18 protein-coding genes and 1 tRNA gene are annotated in these 19,883 nt (G+C 39.2%); 7 read left to right on the forward strand and 12 right to left on the reverse strand.

The window, feature by feature from the left end:
- Window positions 1-4 precede the first annotated feature (4 nt).
- The 4 genes from fruK to folD all read right to left on the reverse strand — a co-directional run bounded on the left by fruK (window position 5) and on the right by folD (window position 3,633).
- Entirely contained in the window at window positions 5-949 is a 945-nt protein-coding gene (fruK, locus tag PSE60_RS13475) for a 1-phosphofructokinase (RefSeq protein WP_110732200.1), read from the reverse strand.
- On the reverse strand, window positions 946-2,100 hold the full coding sequence (gene fruB, locus PSE60_RS13480; protein ID WP_272665733.1) for a fused PTS fructose transporter subunit IIA/HPr protein: 1,155 nt from the start codon (window positions 2,098-2,100) through the stop codon (window positions 946-948). The genes fruK and fruB overlap by 4 nt, the downstream gene beginning before the upstream one ends.
- A gap of 444 nt (window positions 2,101-2,544) precedes the next feature.
- Complete coding sequence (ybcJ, locus tag PSE60_RS13485) at window positions 2,545-2,757, reverse strand: ribosome-associated protein YbcJ (RefSeq protein WP_004913522.1); 213 nt, start codon at window positions 2,755-2,757, stop codon at window positions 2,545-2,547.
- Between the two features lie 18 nt (window positions 2,758-2,775).
- Window positions 2,776-3,633 (reverse strand): bifunctional methylenetetrahydrofolate dehydrogenase/methenyltetrahydrofolate cyclohydrolase FolD, encoded by an 858-nt coding sequence (folD, locus tag PSE60_RS13490; RefSeq protein WP_004913518.1) that lies wholly within the window; start codon window positions 3,631-3,633, stop codon window positions 2,776-2,778.
- A 187-nt stretch (window positions 3,634-3,820) separates the two neighbouring features.
- Here folD and PSE60_RS13495 point away from each other — a divergent pair.
- The 4 genes from PSE60_RS13495 to arsC all read left to right on the forward strand — a co-directional run bounded on the left by PSE60_RS13495 (window position 3,821) and on the right by arsC (window position 6,686).
- Window positions 3,821-3,897 (forward strand) — tRNA-Arg (locus tag PSE60_RS13495).
- 587 nt (window positions 3,898-4,484) lie between these two features.
- On the forward strand, window positions 4,485-4,820 hold the full coding sequence (locus PSE60_RS13500; protein WP_272665734.1) for a metalloregulator ArsR/SmtB family transcription factor: 336 nt from the start codon (window positions 4,485-4,487) through the stop codon (window positions 4,818-4,820).
- Window positions 4,821-4,954: 134 nt separating this feature from the next.
- Window positions 4,955-6,244: an arsenic transporter gene (locus PSE60_RS13505; RefSeq protein WP_272665735.1), complete on the forward strand. Its 1,290-nt coding sequence runs from the start codon at window positions 4,955-4,957 to the stop codon at window positions 6,242-6,244.
- 10 nt (window positions 6,245-6,254) lie between these two features.
- Window positions 6,255-6,686 carry an arsenate reductase (glutaredoxin) gene (gene arsC / locus PSE60_RS13510; protein WP_272665736.1) on the forward strand — a complete coding sequence of 144 codons (432 nt, stop codon included), beginning with the start codon at window positions 6,255-6,257 and terminating at the stop codon, window positions 6,684-6,686.
- A gap of 215 nt (window positions 6,687-6,901) precedes the next feature.
- Here the strand turns inward: arsC and PSE60_RS13515 are convergent, their stop codons facing one another.
- Genes PSE60_RS13515 through PSE60_RS13525 form a run of 3 tightly spaced genes read right to left on the reverse strand, consistent with a single transcriptional unit; the run spans window position 6,902 to window position 9,059 of the window.
- On the reverse strand, window positions 6,902-7,351 hold the full coding sequence (locus PSE60_RS13515; protein WP_272665737.1) for a GNAT family N-acetyltransferase: 450 nt from the start codon (window positions 7,349-7,351) through the stop codon (window positions 6,902-6,904).
- A gap of 9 nt (window positions 7,352-7,360) precedes the next feature.
- Window positions 7,361-8,098, reverse strand: coding sequence for a GNAT family N-acetyltransferase (locus PSE60_RS13520; protein ID WP_272665738.1), 738 nt, complete (start codon window positions 8,096-8,098; stop codon window positions 7,361-7,363).
- Entirely contained in the window at window positions 8,082-9,059 is a 978-nt protein-coding gene (locus tag PSE60_RS13525) for a serine hydrolase domain-containing protein (RefSeq protein ID WP_336298615.1), read from the reverse strand. The genes PSE60_RS13520 and PSE60_RS13525 overlap by 17 nt, the downstream gene beginning before the upstream one ends.
- 401 nt (window positions 9,060-9,460) lie before the next feature.
- Here PSE60_RS13525 and PSE60_RS13530 point away from each other — a divergent pair, with 401 nt between their 5' ends.
- Complete coding sequence (locus PSE60_RS13530) at window positions 9,461-9,964, forward strand: DUF2938 domain-containing protein (protein WP_272665740.1); 504 nt, start codon at window positions 9,461-9,463, stop codon at window positions 9,962-9,964.
- 226 nt (window positions 9,965-10,190) lie between these two features.
- Complete coding sequence (locus PSE60_RS13535; RefSeq protein ID WP_272665741.1) at window positions 10,191-11,168, forward strand: LysR substrate-binding domain-containing protein; 978 nt, start codon at window positions 10,191-10,193, stop codon at window positions 11,166-11,168.
- Between the two features lie 61 nt (window positions 11,169-11,229).
- Here PSE60_RS13535 and PSE60_RS13540 read toward each other — a convergent pair whose 3' ends face one another.
- The 4 genes from PSE60_RS13540 to PSE60_RS13555 all read right to left on the reverse strand — a co-directional run bounded on the left by PSE60_RS13540 (window position 11,230) and on the right by PSE60_RS13555 (window position 15,584).
- On the reverse strand, window positions 11,230-12,408 hold the full coding sequence (locus PSE60_RS13540) for a M20 metallopeptidase family protein (protein ID WP_272665742.1): 1,179 nt from the start codon (window positions 12,406-12,408) through the stop codon (window positions 11,230-11,232).
- A gap of 554 nt (window positions 12,409-12,962) precedes the next feature.
- Window positions 12,963-14,288 (reverse strand): amidohydrolase, encoded by a 1,326-nt coding sequence (locus tag PSE60_RS13545; protein ID WP_272665743.1) that lies wholly within the window; start codon window positions 14,286-14,288, stop codon window positions 12,963-12,965.
- Between the two features lie 18 nt (window positions 14,289-14,306).
- A complete protein-coding gene (locus PSE60_RS13550; RefSeq protein WP_004262394.1) occupies window positions 14,307-14,783 on the reverse strand; it encodes a hypothetical protein in 477 nt (158 codons plus the stop codon).
- 12 nt (window positions 14,784-14,795) lie between these two features.
- Entirely contained in the window at window positions 14,796-15,584 is a 789-nt protein-coding gene (locus PSE60_RS13555) for a DUF3100 domain-containing protein (RefSeq protein WP_004913472.1), read from the reverse strand.
- Window positions 15,585-16,395: 811 nt separating this feature from the next.
- Here PSE60_RS13555 and PSE60_RS13560 point away from each other — a divergent pair.
- Window positions 16,396-16,842 carry a GNAT family N-acetyltransferase gene (locus PSE60_RS13560; RefSeq protein ID WP_272665744.1) on the forward strand — a complete coding sequence of 149 codons (447 nt, stop codon included), beginning with the start codon at window positions 16,396-16,398 and terminating at the stop codon, window positions 16,840-16,842.
- Window positions 16,843-16,919: 77 nt separating this feature from the next.
- Here PSE60_RS13560 and PSE60_RS13565 read toward each other — a convergent pair whose 3' ends face one another.
- A complete protein-coding gene (locus PSE60_RS13565) occupies window positions 16,920-19,883 on the reverse strand; it encodes a TonB-dependent receptor domain-containing protein (RefSeq protein WP_272665745.1) in 2,964 nt (987 codons plus the stop codon).

Raw genomic sequence — 19,883 nt, forward strand, 5'->3', positions numbered from 1 at the left:
ATCCTCATTGAGCCGTAAACGGTTGTAAGTCAACCTTTGTCATCATATGTGCAAGTTGCGCTCGGTCTGTGATACCGACATTGGGTTGGGAGACTGCAAGTGCAGAAATGGCAGTAGCTAAGCGTAGTGTGTGCTCACTTGTCTGCCTCATCATTAGCCCGTAAATTAACCCTCCTACCATTGAGTCCCCTGCGCCAACGGTGCTGATAACGTCACATTCAGGTGGTTTAGCAAACCAAGCGCCTGATGAATTGACCCACATGGCACCTTTTTCGCCTAAAGAAACCACCACATGGGCAATACCTTGTTGGCGAAGTTGATTTGCGGCATCAACAATATCTTGATGAGTCGGAAGAGATTTTCCTGCCCAAATTTCAAGCTCACGATGATTAGGTTTTACTAACCAAGGAGAAGCTTTGAGTCCAGCAACAAAAGCTTCACGGCTACTATCAAAAATGACACACATGCATTGTTCTCTAAGGCGTAACATCCATTGAGTAAAATCTTTTAAATCAACGCCTTGAGGTAAGCTTCCACTGACGCAAATCATATCAAACTGACCCGCCCAGCTGAGTGAGTCGGTGACGAAACGTTGCCAATCCGCTTTAGTGACACTGAAGCCTGAAAAGTTAAAATCGGTAACTGCACCGGTGTGCTCTGTCAGTTTTACATTGATACGGGTGCGGCCTTCGACAACCTGAAAGCGGTTAGCAATTCCTGTTTCGCTGAACGCTTTTTGGAAACCATCTTGGTTTTCTTTGCCTAAAAAACCACCAACAGTGACATCAATCCCTAAATTTTTAAGCACTTTGGCCACATTTATGCCTTTTCCAGCGGCATGAAGCCCAGCAGTTTTGACTAAATTCACATCACCTCGATGAATATCAGGTAAAAGCCCAACCAAATCATAGGCGGGGTTTAACGTGATGGTTGCGACTCTTCTGCTCATGCGATTTCTTCTCCAAGTCCTGAGTTAATTGCCTCGCCAATGGTAACGATAGCTTCTTGTGCATCTGTACCTTCTGCGTGAATTTGTAAACGGTGCCCACATTTAGCGCCTAAACTGACGATTTTCATTAAGCTGCGACCATTTACGGGAGTCGCAGTACCATCAAGATTACTCACAGTAATAGTGCTTTCGAACTGCTTAATGGTGGTGACTAACTGGGTGCTCGGGCGCGTATGTAGCCCATGTGGATTAAGAACGGTGAAGTCCTGAGTGATTCCGGATGTACTTGATGATTCACTTTCCGTATGTGAATCATCACTACGCAATAAATTAACTAAATTGTTAACGTTACCATCATTGTCAATTAGATTTAATTCTTTATTTTTCAAAAAATTATTTATTTTAAGTAAAAAAGTCTCTATCTGATAATTAGCGTAAGAGAGAGTGATTAGGACATTGACTGGGTTACCTTGAAAGCGAAATGGTTTTTTTACGGTCGTTATCGCAATCGCATTCTGAATATTTCCAATAGGGCTATCACTTAACCAAATACCTTGACCTAAATACGAAGGTGTTTGGGTGAGAGCTTGGGTAATAAAGTCGGTACTAACAGCTTGGGCGTTTTGTAAGTTAATAATATTTTGTATTTTTAATGTGTTTATATTATCAACCTGAGCGTTAACTGTGACCATTGAGTCATCAAGTTTCACTGGTTGAGTTTGACGTTCACCCATTAGAAGTTGTTTTAAGGCTTCAGGGGTGTCAGCTTTGGCCATCGCGTCAGCCGTGTGCTCATCACTGATAATGTGGGTTAACTGGCGAAGTAATTCGAGATGTTCATTGGATTGAGCCGCAATGCCAATAACAATATAAGCAGTTTGGTTATCACCCCAGTCAATACCATTAGGGAATTGGAAAACCGCAAAACCTGTTTTCAACACTTGGTCTCGTGTCTGCGTTGTCCCGTGTGGGATAGCGATGCCATTTCCTAAAAAGGTAGGAGCTTGGGTTTCTCGGTTAAGCATTCCTTGTGCGTAACCGCTTTTTGCATAACCTGCATTTTCGAGAGCCTTAGCGACTTGTTCTATTGCATTTTTTTTATCAGATGCAGCAGCTGCAAGGTGGATATCGCTTATTGGTAAGTTAAACATAATTTCTCCTGATTATTATTTATTGCCGGATCAGCCAGAAGACTTGCAAGCGGATCTGATTGTTTGTTAATCATGTTATCGTTAACAAGGTTAGCTGAATCGTTTAGTCTTGTCTATGTCGCTAAGGTACGAAATACAAAAAATGAGAGCTAAGTTAAATTTTTTAAGGAAGGAAACTGAGTGTGTTTTATCTGCTTTATGGCAAAGCTGAAGTAATTGCTGAAGTTTTTTATATATGTAAAACAATAAATTAAGTTATCAATATGTTTGATTATTTGCATGCTTAATACACTAAATATGGCTAAAGAAAAATCTTCTAAAACGTCAAAATAGCTTTGATCGTCTTACAATAAATCGGGTTATTTTGAACAAAGGGGGATAGGGAGGTGGTTATTTATTATGTAAAGGGAGGTAAGCTGAAATTTTTCAGCTTACCTAAATGTATTATTCTACAACTTTGATTTTTTGGCTGCCCATTGAAACGATTTTACCCGCTACAATTTTACAGCGTTTGCGTGTTTCGACCACACCATCAACTTCAACTAAGCCATCTGCAATCATGGCTTTTGCCATTGCACCGCTTTCCGCCCAGCCTTCAATTTTTAGCAAATCACACAGTTCGACGTGTGGGTGCCCATTTAAATTGAATATATCCATGATTACTCCAAAATTACATTAAATATCGTGGTACTCTTCACATGCCTGAAGGGTGTTTTGAATTAAAGTCGCAACAGTCATTGGGCCAACACCACCAGGCACAGGGGTGATCCAAGCGGCATTTTTCGCGGCTTCGTCAAAATCGACATCTCCTGTGACTTTACCGCTATCTAAGCGGTTGATACCGACATCGACCACAATCGCGCCAGGTTTAATCCATTCACCAGGAATAAAATTGGGTTTCCCCACTGCGACAACAACTAAATCAGCATGGCGAACGTGGTGTTCTAAATCTTTGGTAAAGCGATGCGTTACTGTTGTAGTGCAACCTGCTAACAGAAGTTCTAAGCTCATTGGACGACCAACAATATTGGATGCGCCAATAATTACAGCGTTTAAACCATAAGTGTTGATACCGCAGCGCTCAAGTAAAGTAACAATTCCTTTAGGGGTGCATGGGCGAAGGCGTGGCGCACGTTGGCACAAGCGGCCGACATTATACGGATGAAAACCATCAACATCTTTGTCTGGATGAATACGCTCAATGACTTTGACGTTATCAATTCCCGCAGGTAATGGTAGTTGAACTAAAATTCCATCAATTTCAGTATCTTGATTTAAATCATCAATTAATTTGAGTAATTCAGCTTCTGTTGTTGTATCTGGTAAATCATAAGAACGTGAAATAAAGCCGACTTCTTCACAAGCGCGGCGTTTGCTGCCGACATAGATTTGTGACGCGGGGTTAGCGCCGACTAAAATCACAGCAAGCCCAGGAGCGCGTTTTCCTTGTTCTAAACGTAATTGTACTTTTTGGGCAACTTCTTGCCTAATTGTCTGCGCAATCGTTTTCCCATCAATAATTTTTGCTAACATCTGTAACTTAATCCATATATGAGACACGGTAATGTCTCTATTTTGTCAGAAGTTAACGTCATTGTCAGTTCAAACTATTACATAAAATGAGCATATAGTTATTTTAGTAGCGAAAAGCCATTGACTCAGCGCGCAGCAACCGTATAATTCAACGCCATCAGCCAGATAGGCTGCCCGCATTATCAATGCGCCCTTAGCTCAGTTGGATAGAGCAACGGCCTTCTAAGCCGTAGGTCACAGGTTCGAATCCTGTAGGGCGTACCATTAATTTTCAATCACTTACCATCATTTAAAATGCTTCGCTCTTTCTAATTGGGACGTATTTGGGGCTAAGTGCCAAAAATAGTGTCTATTTTCTTTGCGTATTCAGTTAAATGATTAGGCAATAAATAAGCATATTTTCTCACCACATCAACCGATTATCTCTGCTCCCTAATTTTCCTATTCTCTATTTTGTATACAGCAGCATAGATTTTAGTTTTATACTTTCAAAGAGGTTTAAGCTATGAATGTGTGAGGTTAATTTGAGACATACGATATTATAAATGCAAGGAATGCTATTGCTGAAATAATACATAAAGAGAGAATGACTCTAATGAATGCCCAGAATGAATTAGATTTGCCTATCCTCCAAAAGCATAAAAATACTGAAATGATCAGTATGAGTTGAATAAAATATAATCCAAAAATTGAGTTCATTTCTATCCTTGTGAGTTTAATAATTCGAGCCAGTATTAGTATACATAAGCTAACTTATATCAAATTATTTATGTGTTCATATTGATTGATATATATGTTTTGGTGTATATGTATAAGTGTTTATTTGAATAAATTGTTAGTCTGGGGTTTACATGGAACCATTACAACTGTTTAAAATTTTAGGTGACCAAACAAGGCTGGATATCGTGTTGCTTTTGAAAGCATCTGGTGAGCTATGTGTCTGTGATATCTATACGGCCTTGAATTTATCGCAACCAAAGACTTCTCGACACCTAGCAATGCTAAGAGAATCAGGCCTTTTGCTCGATTCAAAACATGGTAAATGGGTTCATTATCGATTATCTCCAGCATTACTACCGTGGGTGAAAAATATCATTGATGTCACCTATGCCACAGAGAAAAATAAAGTTGCAGCTTTACTCAAAAGCTTAGAGACAAAAGAACCTGTGAGTCGTTGTTCGCTATAAAATTTTTTAAATTAACGCATATGAAAAACCATATATTTATGTTCGGGTGGGGAATTTAATAAGGCCGATTAATTAGCCAATTTATTTCAGGATGAGCAAAAAAGTATCTTCCTGTTCCTTTTCATGAGGTTGTTATGTTTATTGCCGCTTTAATTTTTATTTTAACGATCACCTTTGTTATTTGGCAGCCCAAAGGACTGGGTATTGGTTGGAGTGCAACAGCAGGGGCCGTTTTAGCCCTTATTTTTGGTGTCATTAGTTTTCAAGATATTCCTATAGTTTGGAATATTGTGTGGAATGCAACGGCGACATTTGTTGCAGTCATTATTATTAGCCTGCTGTTAGATGAAAGTGGTTTCTTTGAATGGGCGGCATTACATGTTGCCAAGTGGGGCGGGGGTAAAGGAAAACTGTTATTCAGTTATATCGTGTTACTTGGTGCAACGGTAGCGGCCTTATTTGCCAATGATGGCGCAGCATTGATATTAACGCCCATTGTGATTGCGATGTTATTGGCACTTGGTTTTAACAAAGGCACGACATTAGCATTTGTCATGGCTGCTGGATTTATTGCAGATACGGCGAGCTTGCCGCTGATTGTTTCGAACCTCGTGAATATCGTTTCTGCGGACTTCTTTAATATTGGTTTTACAGAATATGCATCGATTATGGTGCCAGTGGATATTGCTGCAATTATTGCAACATTAGCGATGCTGCATTTGTTTTTCCGCAAAGATATTCCTAAACACTATGATGTTACCAAACTGAGTGAACCGACTTTAGCTATTAAGGACATGACAACGTTTAAAGCAGGTTGGTTAGTACTGGTGTTATTACTGGTTGGTTTTTTTGTTTTGGAGCCTTTGGGGATTCCGGTTAGTGCGATTGCCGCTATTGGTGCTCTGCTCCTTTGGGGGATTGCAGCCAGAGGCCATACGATTAATACCAAAAAAGTCTTACGCGGTGCACCGTGGCAAATCGTCATTTTCTCTTTAGGTATGTACTTGGTTGTTTATGGTTTAAGAAATGCAGGGTTAACCGATTATCTTTCTGAAACGCTCAATTACCTTGCCGATAAAGGGTTATGGGCAGCTACTCTAGGCACTGGATTTATTACCGCATTTTTATCATCCATAATGAATAACATGCCAACGGTATTAATTGGTGCGCTATCTATTGAAGGGAGTGATGCGACAGAGTTAATCCAACAGGCGATGGTTTATGCCAATGTGATTGGTGCCGATTTAGGGCCAAAAATTACACCAATTGGCAGCTTGGCAACATTGTTATGGTTGCATGTTTTATCACAAAAGAACATGACCATTACATGGGGATATTATTTCAAAACCGGGATTATCATGACTATCCCTGTGCTTATTGTCACACTCGTTGCTTTAGTGCTTCGACTTTCGCTGTCTAATTAAGGGGCATTCAATGAATGAGATCTCTATCTACCATAACCCCAATTGTGGCACTTCACGTAATACCCTTGCCATGATCCGCAATAATGGTATTGAGCCGACGATTATTTATTACCTAGAAACACCTCCGACTAAGGATGTGTTAGTGCAACTTATTGCTGATATGAAAATCACAGCGAGGGAGCTATTACGAAAAAATGTTGAGCCGTATGAGCAATTAAATTTAGAAAATAACCTTTATTCCGATGAGCAATTGATTGATTTTATGTTGCAGTACCCGATACTGATTAATAGGCCAATCGTCGTCACTCCGCTAGGTGTAAAGTTGTGTCGGCCTTCTGAGGTAGTGTTAGAGATATTACCTAATCCCCAACAAAGTGAATTTATCAAGGAAGATGGTCAAATAGTAATTGGTAGTACACGATGTAAAAATGCAAATGGATAGGATTGAGTGTTGCTGGCAACTTTAACTCTCTGTATGATTTTATGTTGAACCCTGTAGGGTATTTAAAATCAATAAGTTATATTCCTATGGGGAATATTCAGCTAGAAATCTAGGTCAAATAATGAATTTAATTAGTGATAGAGACTCATCATCTTACAAATAAGAAAAATATCAGTGAATTCATTATATTATCAAGGTGATTAATACCTATTACATTATAGATTTAAATAATAAATATGCTCCCCATCAACAATATTTCCTGTAAATTCAAAACCAAAGGATTGATAGAGGTTCTTTGCCACAATATTGTCTTCATTTAGCCCGAGAGTGATGCGCTGGATGCCTTCTGAATAGAGAAAATCCAATATTGCTTTAAATGACTTACGGCCTAGCCCTTTGCCAATGAATTTATAATCAAGCATATATCGGCAAAGCATCACTTCGTTTAAATTAGTGCTACTTATCTTATACATAAAAAAACCAATTATATTATTTTGAAAATATAAGGCTTTTGGGTAAAAGTTTGGGAAATAGCTCGCTTCTGCAATTGATGTCGCATTACAACAGATAAAATCCTCTAAGACAGTGGCGATCCCATCTGAATTAGAGGTTAATTCACAGACATCAAACAAATTGTCTTGGTCAATATTCTTTATGGTAACCATATAATTACTCTATGTTTCTATTACTGCATTCGGCTGCACAATGACATCCCATTTAATGTATGGAATTAAATTTAACGAATTTGCGAGTGCTAAGGATGCTTGGTTGTCTAGCTGGCATCGATATTGTGGCTGATATCCTTTATCTAACGCTATTTGACAAATCGCAGAGACGAGTTTGCGTGCATAACCTTTTCCACGGTGTTCCGATAAGGTTAAAACCCCTAAATCAGCGATAGCCAAATTTTTATCATCCCAAGGGTACATACTCGCAGCGGCGACTAACTTTTCATCAAAAAACAAACCATATACTAACCAGTGATCAAGTTCTACAGAAGCACCGTCTAAATCTTCTTCACTAGATGCTTCACAAAAAGTTTGAAATACGGCGGCATCAGTACTTGTTAAGGCGCGAATATTACTCGGTATTTTATGTTGTTGTAATTTAGATGACGCTTCTTGGCTAAAATAAAAAAACTGGTCTGCTCCATGCCATTTTTTCGTCAGCGCGTCACGCAATGTGTCAGCAGCTTCTCTAGTTAAATCGGGTGTGATAGATAATTCAACACAGAGCTGTGGATGTAATGAAAGCCAATATTTATCTTGGTATTGAATCGCCATGGCTAAATAATCTTCATCAATATGAGGATTTACATACAACGCCAAATCACTTTGATCTAAATAACATTCACCGGTAGTTTTTTCTTTCAGCCAATATGCAGAGATATCATCATTAATCACGGTCGTCATGGCATTCCTTATATTGGGTCAAAATGATGTCAGTAATCTCATAAGCTATCTTTTGCGTGTCTAAATCTTCAATATTTCCTAGCACAGCAACGGTTAAGCCTAAATCAGGTAGACGTAAAAAATAGGTCGCACAGCCAGCCCAACCCCCTGAATGTTCGAAATGCATTAAGCCAAAGTGTTGTGAAACAATAACGCCATAGGCATATAGCTGGTGGTGTTCAATCGCTTTACCCAGCCTATTTTGAGGAGGTAATGCTTGAAGCATTTTCTCGACTAGTGCTTTGCCACCGACCTTACCACTGGTGTAGTTTTCACCCCATTTCATTAAATCTAAAACATTTGAATGAACGGCACCATCGCCGGTTTGAGTCCACAAACTTTCACTTAATTGGTAACCACCTTCACTGTTTTCACGGTACCCTCGAGCAATTGCACTGTGAACAGGGTACGATTCCACGATAAAAGTGCTGTCCATTTGTAATGGTTTAAAAATATGTTGCTGGGCAAATTGGTGATAACTTTGGCCACTGACGCGCTCAATAATTATGGATAATAAAAAATAGCCCGTATTACAATAATCAAATTGTGCCCCAACAGGGAAAAGAGGGTTAGGGTAACTAATTAAGTCTGCCAAGCTTTCTGCTGGCCCTAATGAGTCCGCATAATCAACGCCTTTATTCAAGGCTAATTCGATGTAATCCACCATGCCACTGATATGATAAATTAAATCTTGAATGGTGATCTCATTGGCGTATTCAGGTAACTCAGGAATGTATTTGGTAATGGGGTCATGTAAAGCAAGTTGGCCACTTTGTTCTAACAGCAAAATAGCAAAGGCGGTGAATTGCTTTGAGACTGAGGATAAATTAAAAATAGTATTCGCTGTTAATGGCTTTTTTTGTTCGAGATCGGCAAACCCAAGGTTACCTGAATAAGATTCGTCTTGATCAAATTTGGCCATGTAACTAAAACCTGGTCCTTCGGTGTTAAATTGTTGTTCCCATGCTAAAAGTTGCTGTGACGTATTATTAATCCTTACGTTCTTTCTATCTGTGAAAATATTCACTTTTCCCTGCCTCAAAATTCATTGACTAAAAAACGTAGATTTAACGCATAAAATTAGCTGATAGCGATGCTTAGTTGTACTACAACGCATGTTTTCTTAAAAGGTTATTGATGCTATTGGTTAAATCAGAATATGAATGTTACATCTTCAAGCTGACTTTAAGTCAATCTCGATTTTGAATTTTAAGGGGAGGGAGAAAGCATTATTTTGCCTTCGATATATTCGATTTTAGTTAATATTGATAATACTGTTCAGCAGTAATGAACGGGTAAAACGAATATAAAAAGGAAATTAATATGAATCTATCAATGGTATTTTTGACAGTCTTACTTGGGGTTGGGGCGACCATCGTGATGGATTTATGGGCGCTTATCCTTAAACTATGCGGCCAACCGACGTTAAATTTTTCGTTGGTAGGGCGTTGGGTTGGGCATATGGCGAATGGGCAGTTTATACACCAGCCATCAATCGCACAAAAGGAAAATATCCCTGCCGAAAATGCATTGGGTTGGGGAGTTCACTATGCAACCGGTATTATTTTTGCCTTTCTATTTATTTTTTTATTTGGTGAAACCTGGTTTACATCACCGATATTATGGCCTGCATTGTTTTTTGGCGTAATAACGGTCGTAGCTCCTTACTTCATTATACAACCTGCGATGGGAGCAGGTATTGCTGCCAGTAAAACACTTAACCCAAGTAAGGCTCGGCTAATGAGTTTATTGTCTCATGGCGTATTTGGCCTTGGTCTTTACCTGACAGCTTTAGTGTTACAGCCTTTATTAATTTATTTTTTGTGATTATTTTAATTTTAGTGATCTTGAGTGAATAATTTGCTTTTCATTTACTAATGTTAGGTTGCTTTATTATAAAAGAGGGGGGATTTGCTTGGGAATAAGCAACAGTGTAGTTCTTGCTAATCCATTCGTTATGGTATAATTACTGTACATAACAACCAAGGTGTCGCATCTTACTCTGGATTTATATCTCTATTTTTTAATCCATTTTGCATTGGATAAATCAGCAATGAACATTAGTCAGCTTAAAAGTTTTGTTGAAGTGGTTCGAAGTGATTTCAATATCACCAACGCGGCTGAAAAATTATATACCTCTCAGCCGACTGTCAGTAAGCAACTTAAAATATTGGAAGATGAACTGAACGTTTCATTATTCAATCGGAAAAATAATAACTTACTCTCTTTGAGCCCGATTGGTGAGAAAGTTCATCATGTCGCGTGTGATATTCTGGCGCAGTTCGATAAAATTAAAAGTATCGTTTCATATGAAGATGCCACGATAAAACAAAATCTTCATATCGCAACCACACACACACAAATCCGCTATAAATTACCCCAAGTGATTGAACGTTTTAATGCACGTTACCCCAATATCTCACTGCATTTTCACCAAGGGGCTCCCGCCCAAATAGCAGAAATGGTGAATAATGGGGATGTGGATTTTGCCATTGCGACTGAGTCTATGCACCTTTATGATGACTTATTGGTGATGCCTTGCTACCAATGGTCTCGCAGTATTATTGTGCCCCATGACCACCCACTTGCTCAATGCGAACAGCTCTCTATTGAAGACCTTGCTGGTTACCCATTAATTACCTATGTATTTGGTTTTACCGGGCATTCAAAGCTTGACCAAGTATTTTATCAACATAAATTAACGCCAAATGTTGTTTTAACTGCGGTAGATACCGAAATTATTAAATACTATGTAAAACGTGGTTCTGGGGTAGGTATTATTTCAACGGTCGCTTTTGATCCAGAAGAAGATAGCGAGGCATTACGCTGCATTGATATCAGCCATTTAGTGAAGCCAAGTTATACCCATGTATGCATTAACCGGCATATGCATTTAAAAGATTATATGTATGATTTTATCTCTAATTATGCACCTCACCTTGATTTGAACTATATTCATCAGCCGAATCAATGGGTACCTACAGAACAAAGCGAGCGGGATAGGCTGTATAGCGAATTGCCTGAGCTATAAGAAAAAAGCCGAGTAATATGATTTACTCGGCTTTGAAATTACTGTGTGTGTTATTTTTATTCTAACGAGTGGCAATATTAATAAAAATTTGAGCGCCAATCAGCAAACAATCGTCATCAACAAAATAAGGGTTAGCATGTAAATAATTATTAATCCCTTTTGCTTGATTACCACTTCCTAAAAAGTACATGGCACCGAGTTTATCTTTAGTGGCATTGATCATATAACTGAAGTCTTCACTGCCCGTCATTGGCTTACCATTCGCATCAATCTGTTCAGCAGGTAAGAAGGCCGCAGCAGCATCATAAATCACTTTAGCAGCCTGCGGGTGATTGACGACAGCGGGATAACCGCTTGCTTCTAATGTGGTTTTAAACCCGCCGGCTTCACTACGAGCCACAATTTCATTGAAGCTGGCTTTTAATATTTTATCCGTTTCTTCATCCATTGAACGGATGGTACCGCGTGCCTGAACATGATCAGCCAACGCATTTGGAATAGTTCCGCCATTAATCATGCCACAACCAAATACGGCAGGGCTGAAAGGGTCGGTTTTTTTGGCTACAATGTAATCCATATAATCAATGATACGTGTTGCTTCACGGATGGCATCTAACCCTTTATGTGGGGTTGAGCCGTGAGCAGAAACGCCGTGGACATCTAGTGTCCATGCAGAGCCATAAGAGGACATAACCCCGGAATTGAATTTAATATAACCTGTTTCAAAAGCTGCATCATTATGTAAGCCGTAAACCTCATCAACACCTTCCATACAGCCCATTTCTACCATTTTGTTAGCGCCCGGTACTCTCATGTCTTCTTCTGCCATTTGGAAGATAAAACGGACGTTATGAGTGAGTTCAGAACGGTTTTCGCTAAGGTATTTTGCTGCCGTTAAGGCGATGGTCATGTGGGTATCATGGCCACAGTTATGAGCGCAACCTTCATGGACAGAGCTGTGCTCATTGCATGTCAAATCAGGCATTTCAAGGCCGTCAATATCGGTACGGTAGGCAATCAAGCGCTTTGCTGGGTCGATAATCAATTCAGCGGTAAAACCGGTGTAGCCTTCAAATAAACGGATGTTATAGCCAAAGCTTTCCATCAATTCACGGCAATATTGTGAGGTTTTGAATTCTTGCCCAGACAATTCAGGGATCTTATGTAAATCCTGACGTGTTTTTTTGCTAAACGTTTCTAAAGCAAAGAGCTTTTCATTGATATTGTATTTATTGGTCATTACGTTTTATCCCGTATACAAAAAGCGTTTTAATGCTGTTAAGGGGCCCCTGGTGTGAGCATGAATAAAAAACAGCGTACTCATTTAATTTATGTATATTTTAAGCGTTAGATTCAGAAATAAGTCATTTCTGCTAGCTGTTATTTTATCTAACAATTCATAGAGTGAATTTTAACGTGGATATTAAAAAAGTGAGCGTGATGGAGATCGTATTTATATCATATCAGTATTGCATGGCTCATGAATAATAAGGATGGTAATTTAATAAAATAATCATTAGGAAATGTATTTTCAATTAAACTTCTCTATTATCAATATGTTATGTTTTTGTTTTTATATTAAAGATTTTTGTGTTTAATTGAGATTAAGTTAAATTCTATTGTTTGGAATAGGGCGATTAGTAGGATAGTTTTGTATATTATCTTAAATGAAATGGCGAATATAGAAATATATCGAATTAATGAGAAGAGAAATTTTAGAGATAGGATTAAAGCTAGAAAAATCATATGTCCCTTATTGCGATTAACGCATTAATAAGGGACATGTTTTTATAATTAGTTCTTAAAAGACCCAATAAATGAGAGATATTCCTCTTTGCTCATCAATGGGGTGTAATCAGCTAACATTTCGTCAGCTTGGGATGCATCATCAAATAATAGGTCAATAATTGCCATTGCCATCATTTGCGCAGGGCGGATGTAGGCCATATCATCATCAAAAACAACGTAATCTTTACCGTGCAAACCACCGCGAATTGCGCCAATCCACGGGTGACTCACAGGCATGATATGTGATAAGTCGCCTGTATCTGTGCTTCCAGTCATATGGCCAGCAACCCAAACATTTTCTTCGCCAATCAAATCGTGGGCATTGTGTTGCAATAAGTCGTTTAATGTATCGTTGTTATACAGCGGCAGGTAACCCGGTAAATCTTTGACTTCTACCTCTGCACCGACTGACATTGCACCAGCAATCAATGCACGAGTAATACGCTCATTCGCATCAATCATCGCAGGAACATTTGACGCTCGGACATAACTTTCCATACGGACATCGCTTGGGGTGACATTCACTAAATCGCCGCCTTGTGTGATGATCGGATGGAAACGAATATAATCTTTTTCTTGGAAGGTTTCGCGAATCGCATTGACCCCCATGATCCCCATCATTGCTGCATTGAGTGCATTAACACCCAGATGAGGAGCCGCCGCCGCATGAGATGCTTTGCCTTTGTAGTTAATCAGCTTGCCAATAAACCCATTGGTGGTAGTCGACATTTCAATAAAACCAGTCTCACGTTCAGGTTTGACACTGGTTAAATGAATTTGCATCGCCATATCGATATCATCAAATTCACCAAGAGATATCAGCTCAGGTTTACCGCCGATATAACTGATTTTTCCTTGCTCAATCAGTTTATTACGATAAGCCAGTTCAACATATTCCTCTGCGGGAACGGCGAAAGGAACGACGTCTCCCGCGAGGTATTGCATAGCACCTGACTTAACCAGACCAATAGTGACTGCCATCATGTTAGCTATTTGTGCATTGTGCCCGCAGCAATGAGCAGCGCCCGTTAAATCATCAGCCTCTGGGTGCTCCGCACAAATAATTGCATCGAGCTCACCAATCACAGCAATACTATGTTTACTCCCTTTTCCACCTTTAAGGCGAGCCTTAACCCCCGTCAATGCGAGTTGGTTACGGTAATTAACGCCTAAGGCAGAAAATGCAGCTTCCACTTTTTTTGCTGTTTTGACTTCTTTATAGCCGAGCTCAGGCTCTGCCCAAATATCTTCAGCCAATTTTTTGATATCCCCTTTATGGGATGCAATTGTCTCGCAGACGATGGCTTTCAATTGGTCTTTGGTCATTGTCATGGTAAATATTTCCTGTTGTTAGATAACGCCGCTCCATGAAAGTGTCACTTGACCAATAAGTGCAGCGAATAAGAATGTTCCCGTAAAGACCGCCAGTGAAACTGGGATAATCCGCCAAGAAATGGCTTTAAATTTGTCGATATCTTTACCGAGTGAAAGACCAGCAAAGGCAAGTACTGTCGTACTGATGACGGCAAGTGAGATTTTACCAGTCATTGCGATCATTTCTTTATCGTAAGGGAATAACGGTGAACACAGACCCGCCGCAATTAGAGATACCCAGAAAATCACAGGTAACTTACCTAATGGTGGGATTTGTGCAATTAAGTATGCCACAAATGACATACCCCCTAATAATGCCATGGCGATAAGTGAGTCACTAAAGACTGCGCCAAAGCTACCACGGCCATAAATTGAACCGCCGAGTGCATCACCCAGTGAAGTGAAGATGATGACTAACACGATGATTATTGCAATTTCTGCCATCTTTTTCATGATCTTATATCCTTATTCTGTATCTGCTGATGCGGTTGCACGTTTTCTTTTCAATTTGTTGTACAAGAAAGAGGCAAACGGTAAGGAGAAGAAGATGTAGATGTACAGACCTAATACCGAAGACATCAAGTTTGCAGAGGATGAGAATGCTTGAATATCTGCGGCGTGTTCAGGATAAAGTTCCAATAATGGGGCAACAGATGCTGCTAGCATCGAACCACTACCCACACCAGCACCCATGGCTAAAGCAAGTGGGCTCATAATATCGAGTCCTGCGATAACACTGGCGATAACACCCATCCAAACCGCACCGTATAACGTCCCGCAAATATACATTGCCATAACGCCGCGGCCTTCTGGTGAACTTAAACCATATTTGGCTTCGATAATGGCAATATTGGGTTCACGACCGATAGAGTAGGTGGCACCAACGGCCTCACGGCCCATGCCTAACATGATAGCAAGTGGTAAACCGAGCAATATGGTACCGATAAAATGACCGACTTCTTGCAAGATTAATGCGCCACCGGCTTGAATAATTTTTTCCCAAGATGCACCAACGGAGGTGCTTAATTTTGCAATTAAGATAACTAACGCGACACTCATTATCGAGCTAGCGTGTGCCATATTTTTTTCGCTGAGGATTTTGAATTTTGGAAAACTGATAATACCACCCATCAACATGGAATAAAGCATTGGAAAAACCATGACTAAACTGATTTTAATTTGCCCTATAGCTTCCGAAAGAAGAATGATAAGTAAGCTAACCAAAAGCAACTTACTATCTTTTAATATACCCATAGTGTTACCTTTCATTGGAAATGTTTTTAAGAGTTTTTCGTATATATTTATAATAAAAATGCATCATTTTCGTATTCATACTATCCATGAAACTATTTTCCTGACAATATTCCGAAAGTCTCTTAGCCATGCCGAAAAGGCATGGTTAAAATCAATAAATTAATATTTGTTAATAAAGATGCAGTTATTGAAATATTTTTGCATTTTAATATTAAAAATATTTTTATTATTCAGGATGATACAAAGTGTTATTAATTTTTTAACATACTGTTTCATAAGTAATTTTGATTTTTTGGTGTGTTAATGCGAGGAATTATCAAATACCCAGTAAATGTGAGGTTGTTCAGGTTTTATTTATTTTTTTATAGCAAGGTTTTATTTTTATTGAATTTATATAATGATAAAAATTGAATTTTAATTGGATATTATTGTGGTTATTTTGGGTTTTTATTTTTATTTTAGTCTATCTTTGGTTTAATTGTCAGTTTAATGTACTGATGTATTTTTGCAAATTTTCTTCAAAAAAATTTGATATTTTACAATAATATTGTATTTGGCTGTGATATTTGACATGGATCTCAATTCTGAATATTTCTTAATTTGAAAGCAATAAATGAGTCGAAATTTTATTTTAGTCTATTTGCTGAAATTCATGTTATCCGTAACATGTTTACCTGTTATTTGTTTATTGAATATCGAAAAATATAAAGGCACGAATTGCGCGAACAAAAAAGTGTTTGTTGTTAATTTACACTAAGTCGTCTTTTTATCGCAGCGGCATTGTGAACGGCAAACCTAAAGAAAGGTGTTTATGACTATTACGTTAAAAGATATCACCAAAGATAATTGGGTGGATATCATCTGTCTTGAAATAACTAAAGAGCAGGAAGACTTTGTGGCTCTTAACTCAGAGTCAATCGCAGCCTCAAAATTTTTTGATTACTATATTAATCGTGGTATCTATGTTAATAATGAGCCCGTTGGCTTTGTTCAATATTATTCAAACCATGAAAATGGTAGGCCCGAAGAAGTTTTTATTGGTCAATTAATGATTGATATAAAACATCAAAGAAAAGGTTTTGGTTCTCTGGCTATCCCACTTGTTCTTGATGAAATAAAAAGCTTAGGTAAATATCAATCAGTATCAATTTGTTATATCGAAGGCAATGATATGATGAAACCATTTTTTGAACAGTTTGGTTTTTCCGTTGTTGACCAAGATGAATTTGATGAAACCATTATGCGGCTAGTTTTTTAGTGCTGAAATGACGAATATCCGCTCCAACTTAAAGTTAGCAGCGGATATTTATAAAGCGATAAACCTACATTATTTATTTAAAATTGCGCATTTAATCCTAAGCGTAGTGTGCGCCCGGGGGCAGGCATCATACTGCGCGTCAGTGGGTCGATATAATAACGGTCAGTTAAGTTGGTCACTAAGAATTCGACATTAATATTTTTATCAATTTGGTAACTTGCGTAGGCATCGGCAGTAAAGGTAGGCGTCCAGTGCATTGGGCTATTATTTGCCATCGAATAACTCCCCGGGAACTGCTGCATCAGTTTGCGTTCATCTTTATTTTGTACGCTACTGGTATAACGTAAGCGTGTTCCCACTTCGAGGGCTTCATCCATAAAGCGCATGCCTAGGTTGGAATTTATGGCATATTTAGGCTGTAATTGTGTACGTAAAAAACCGCCAGGGAAACCTGCAGTTGTACATTGGGAGATATTATAGCGATTAGCCGGGTCAAGATTGGCTGGCGCCGAGTCATCACACACTTCATTTTTGAGGCGGTAATCGACACCAATATCCATAAATACGCCACCATTATCATAGCGTGCCAAAGCTTCAATTCCTGCTGTTTTATGTTCTTTTACTTGAACAAAATTAAGACGTCCATCACGGTCAAAAGCATTTTCAATGACAGTATGGTAATAGCCTATTTTCACATCAGCATGGCGTTCAGCACCGAGTAAACCTTGTAAATTACGTGAATAACCAAATTCAAAGGTTTTTGCACGTTCGGGTTTAAATAACATTTTCTCTTTACGGGCTTCACTTTCCCCTGCAAACCCAATGCTATTTTCAAAAATACTTGGTAAGCGAACCGTCTCTATATAGCGTGCATAAACCCGGTCGTTATCAGATAACCAAATATTGGCACCAAAAGCGGGAGCCCAGCCATGGCTTTTTTGTTTGCCTGAGAATTTCCATTTTTCTTCTTCAGTGAGTTCGCGCTTAATGTCATCAGCTGGGTGTGAATAACTTGAGCCATAGACATAAACTTCCTTGCCGGTTACAGGGTCAACAGCACGAGCTTGAGAATCGAAAGTACCATTATGGAAAGGGTTTGTTTTTGTGGTATAGCGTCCATCGCTATCTGATTTCCATTCGGCGCGGAAGTTAACGTCTAAAACACCATTTTCTTCTGGGCGCTGAGCGTTGTTTCTTTTAGTAATAAAAACGGTATAGTCGGTATCTTCCAACCCTAATGTTTTAAGTAATATTTGGCTGTTTTTATAACCACCATTAAACGCTTGGTAGCCATTTTTAACAGCGCTATCATACTCTTCTTGGGTTAAAATTCGGTTATAATTTATCTGCTTAGCAAGGCGCTCGTCAGGGTTTTGAAAGCCCTTGGTACGGTTGCGCATTTGCTCTTTTAAATAATCATCTTCTGTCCAGCCATCAATATATTTTGCTCCCGCATCCAGCTCTAACCAACTCGTTGGGCGATAGTTAAAGTTAAAGGCAATACTGGTTTCTTGACGATGACCTTTACGGGGAAGGGCAATAAAAGGGCTGGCGGTTTGAGATGGCGGTACGTCGTTAGAATCTAATTTTTCTTTGAGCATTGAGCCACGAATCGTTAAATCAAGATCGGGCGTGAGTGCCATGGTATTGCGCAAATTAAAGCCAATACGGTCATTCTCAGAGTTAGTTGCTGCGGTATTAATTAAAGAACCATCAATGTTAGGGTCTTTTCCATCACCATAACCATATTCGAATCCCCAATCGCGTTCTTTAGGCTCTCGTGGGTAGCCACCTGAGGTGTTAGTATCCCCTACGGAATGGGTCATCCACACATTTGCGTTTAGGTCAATCCATTGATTATCTTCAGGTTTCCATTTATATTCGGCATTATAGGCATTGACTGTAAAGTGAGCTAATGGCCACTGAGGTAATACGTGTTTTCCTTCAAGCTCAGCAAATCCTAAACGTGACGGCATAATTTCACCATAGGTGCTTTCACTCCGGCGAAAACCAAGATGTAATGTTTGGTTTTCAGTGAGATATAAATTAGTTTTAACTAAATAGGATTCCAACTCATTGGAGGTATTCGTAACTTCTTTTCCGGGGCGAAATACATTAGCAGCAAAAGGTAAGTAAGGGTCTGGACCAAGCTGTTGCTGGACTGTTTGTTGTTCATTTAATTGAACCGATTCTTTATAACGGTGAGCGCCATTTTTCCCCGCAAAATAGTTACCTTGCCGGCGATAAGCATAGGCGGCCATTAAATCAAACTTTTCTTGTCGAGTCCCAACCGCTATTCTTCCGCCATTATCTTTAAAATTAAAGAATTGAGCGCTTCCTCGGGATTTCGGTGTGATGTTGACAACGGGGTCGGAGAAGACATAGTTCTTGTTCTTATAAATCTCAGGGTGATCTCGGTAATCTTCGCCATAACCAAAGTGGGGAACACGCTCACGAGTAGAATTGCTGCTGGTTTCCAGTTTTAAACTGACACCAAATTTTTCACCCGGTGCAACAACGTCATCTATTCCTATGGTTCTGATGGCTATCCCACCACCAACAGAGGTTTTTATATCACCAGCAAGAGAACCACTTTTTTCAATCTCAATGCTACTAATGAGGTTTGGATCCACATAGTTACGGTTGTTTGCACCATTGTAACCCCGATAAACGGTTAATGATTGTTCTGTGCCGTCAACCGTGACAGGAACACGTTCTTGCCCTTGAATGCCTCGAATATTCGGGTCTAACGCGCCACTGTTTCTTGCATCACCACTATAGACACCAACTGCACTATTAAGCACATCCGCGGTACTGGTGCCTTTATAGCGTTCAACAAGGTCTTTTCCTAAATAAATTTTAGAACCTTTAGCATCATATTGCTCATCGTAACCTTGTTGATCCCGCTCTTTGATGGTTTTTGCTGAATCTTGAACAGTAATGGTGCCGATGTGTTCTTCTTTTTCCCCTAAAGCGGTTGTTGGAATAAAAAGAGCAGTAATAATTGCAGTAGTAATAGGTGTTAATTTGTATTTATACAT

The organism is Providencia sp. PROV174, from assembly GCF_028480685.1.
Taxonomy (GTDB): Bacteria; Pseudomonadota; Gammaproteobacteria; order Enterobacterales; family Enterobacteriaceae; genus Providencia; species Providencia rettgeri.

Excerpts from the sequence above, each read along its gene's own strand:
- PSE60_RS13555 (WP_004913472.1), bottom strand. The coding sequence starts at position 15,584 with ATGGGTATATTAAAAGATAGTAAGTTGCTTTTGGTTAGCTTACTTATC.
- PSE60_RS13525 (WP_336298615.1), bottom strand. The coding sequence starts at position 9,059 with ATGGCCAAATTTGATCAAGACGAATCTTATTCAGGTAACCTTGGGTTT.
- PSE60_RS13520 (WP_272665738.1), bottom strand. The coding sequence starts at position 8,098 with ATGACGACCGTGATTAATGATGATATCTCTGCATATTGGCTGAAAGAA.
- arsC (WP_272665736.1), top strand. The coding sequence starts at position 6,255 with ATGAATGAGATCTCTATCTACCATAACCCCAATTGTGGCACTTCACGT.
- PSE60_RS13515 (WP_272665737.1), bottom strand. The coding sequence starts at position 7,351 with ATGGTTACCATAAAGAATATTGACCAAGACAATTTGTTTGATGTCTGT.
- PSE60_RS13545 (WP_272665743.1), bottom strand. The coding sequence starts at position 14,288 with ATGACAATGACCAAAGACCAATTGAAAGCCATCGTCTGCGAGACAATT.
- folD (WP_004913518.1), bottom strand. The coding sequence starts at position 3,633 with ATGTTAGCAAAAATTATTGATGGGAAAACGATTGCGCAGACAATTAGG.
- PSE60_RS13560 (WP_272665744.1), top strand. The coding sequence starts at position 16,396 with ATGACTATTACGTTAAAAGATATCACCAAAGATAATTGGGTGGATATC.
- ybcJ (WP_004913522.1), bottom strand. The coding sequence starts at position 2,757 with ATGGATATATTCAATTTAAATGGGCACCCACACGTCGAACTGTGTGAT.
- PSE60_RS13540 (WP_272665742.1), bottom strand. The coding sequence starts at position 12,408 with ATGACCAATAAATACAATATCAATGAAAAGCTCTTTGCTTTAGAAACG.
- PSE60_RS13505 (WP_272665735.1), top strand. The coding sequence starts at position 4,955 with ATGTTTATTGCCGCTTTAATTTTTATTTTAACGATCACCTTTGTTATT.
- PSE60_RS13500 (WP_272665734.1), top strand. The coding sequence starts at position 4,485 with ATGGAACCATTACAACTGTTTAAAATTTTAGGTGACCAAACAAGGCTG.
- fruB (WP_272665733.1), bottom strand. The coding sequence starts at position 2,100 with ATGTTTAACTTACCAATAAGCGATATCCACCTTGCAGCTGCTGCATCT.
- PSE60_RS13530 (WP_272665740.1), top strand. The coding sequence starts at position 9,461 with ATGAATCTATCAATGGTATTTTTGACAGTCTTACTTGGGGTTGGGGCG.
- fruK (WP_110732200.1), bottom strand. The coding sequence starts at position 949 with ATGAGCAGAAGAGTCGCAACCATCACGTTAAACCCCGCCTATGATTTG.
- PSE60_RS13550 (WP_004262394.1), bottom strand. The coding sequence starts at position 14,783 with ATGAAAAAGATGGCAGAAATTGCAATAATCATCGTGTTAGTCATCATC.
- PSE60_RS13565 (WP_272665745.1), bottom strand. The coding sequence starts at position 19,883 with ATGTATAAATACAAATTAACACCTATTACTACTGCAATTATTACTGCT.
- PSE60_RS13535 (WP_272665741.1), top strand. The coding sequence starts at position 10,191 with ATGAACATTAGTCAGCTTAAAAGTTTTGTTGAAGTGGTTCGAAGTGAT.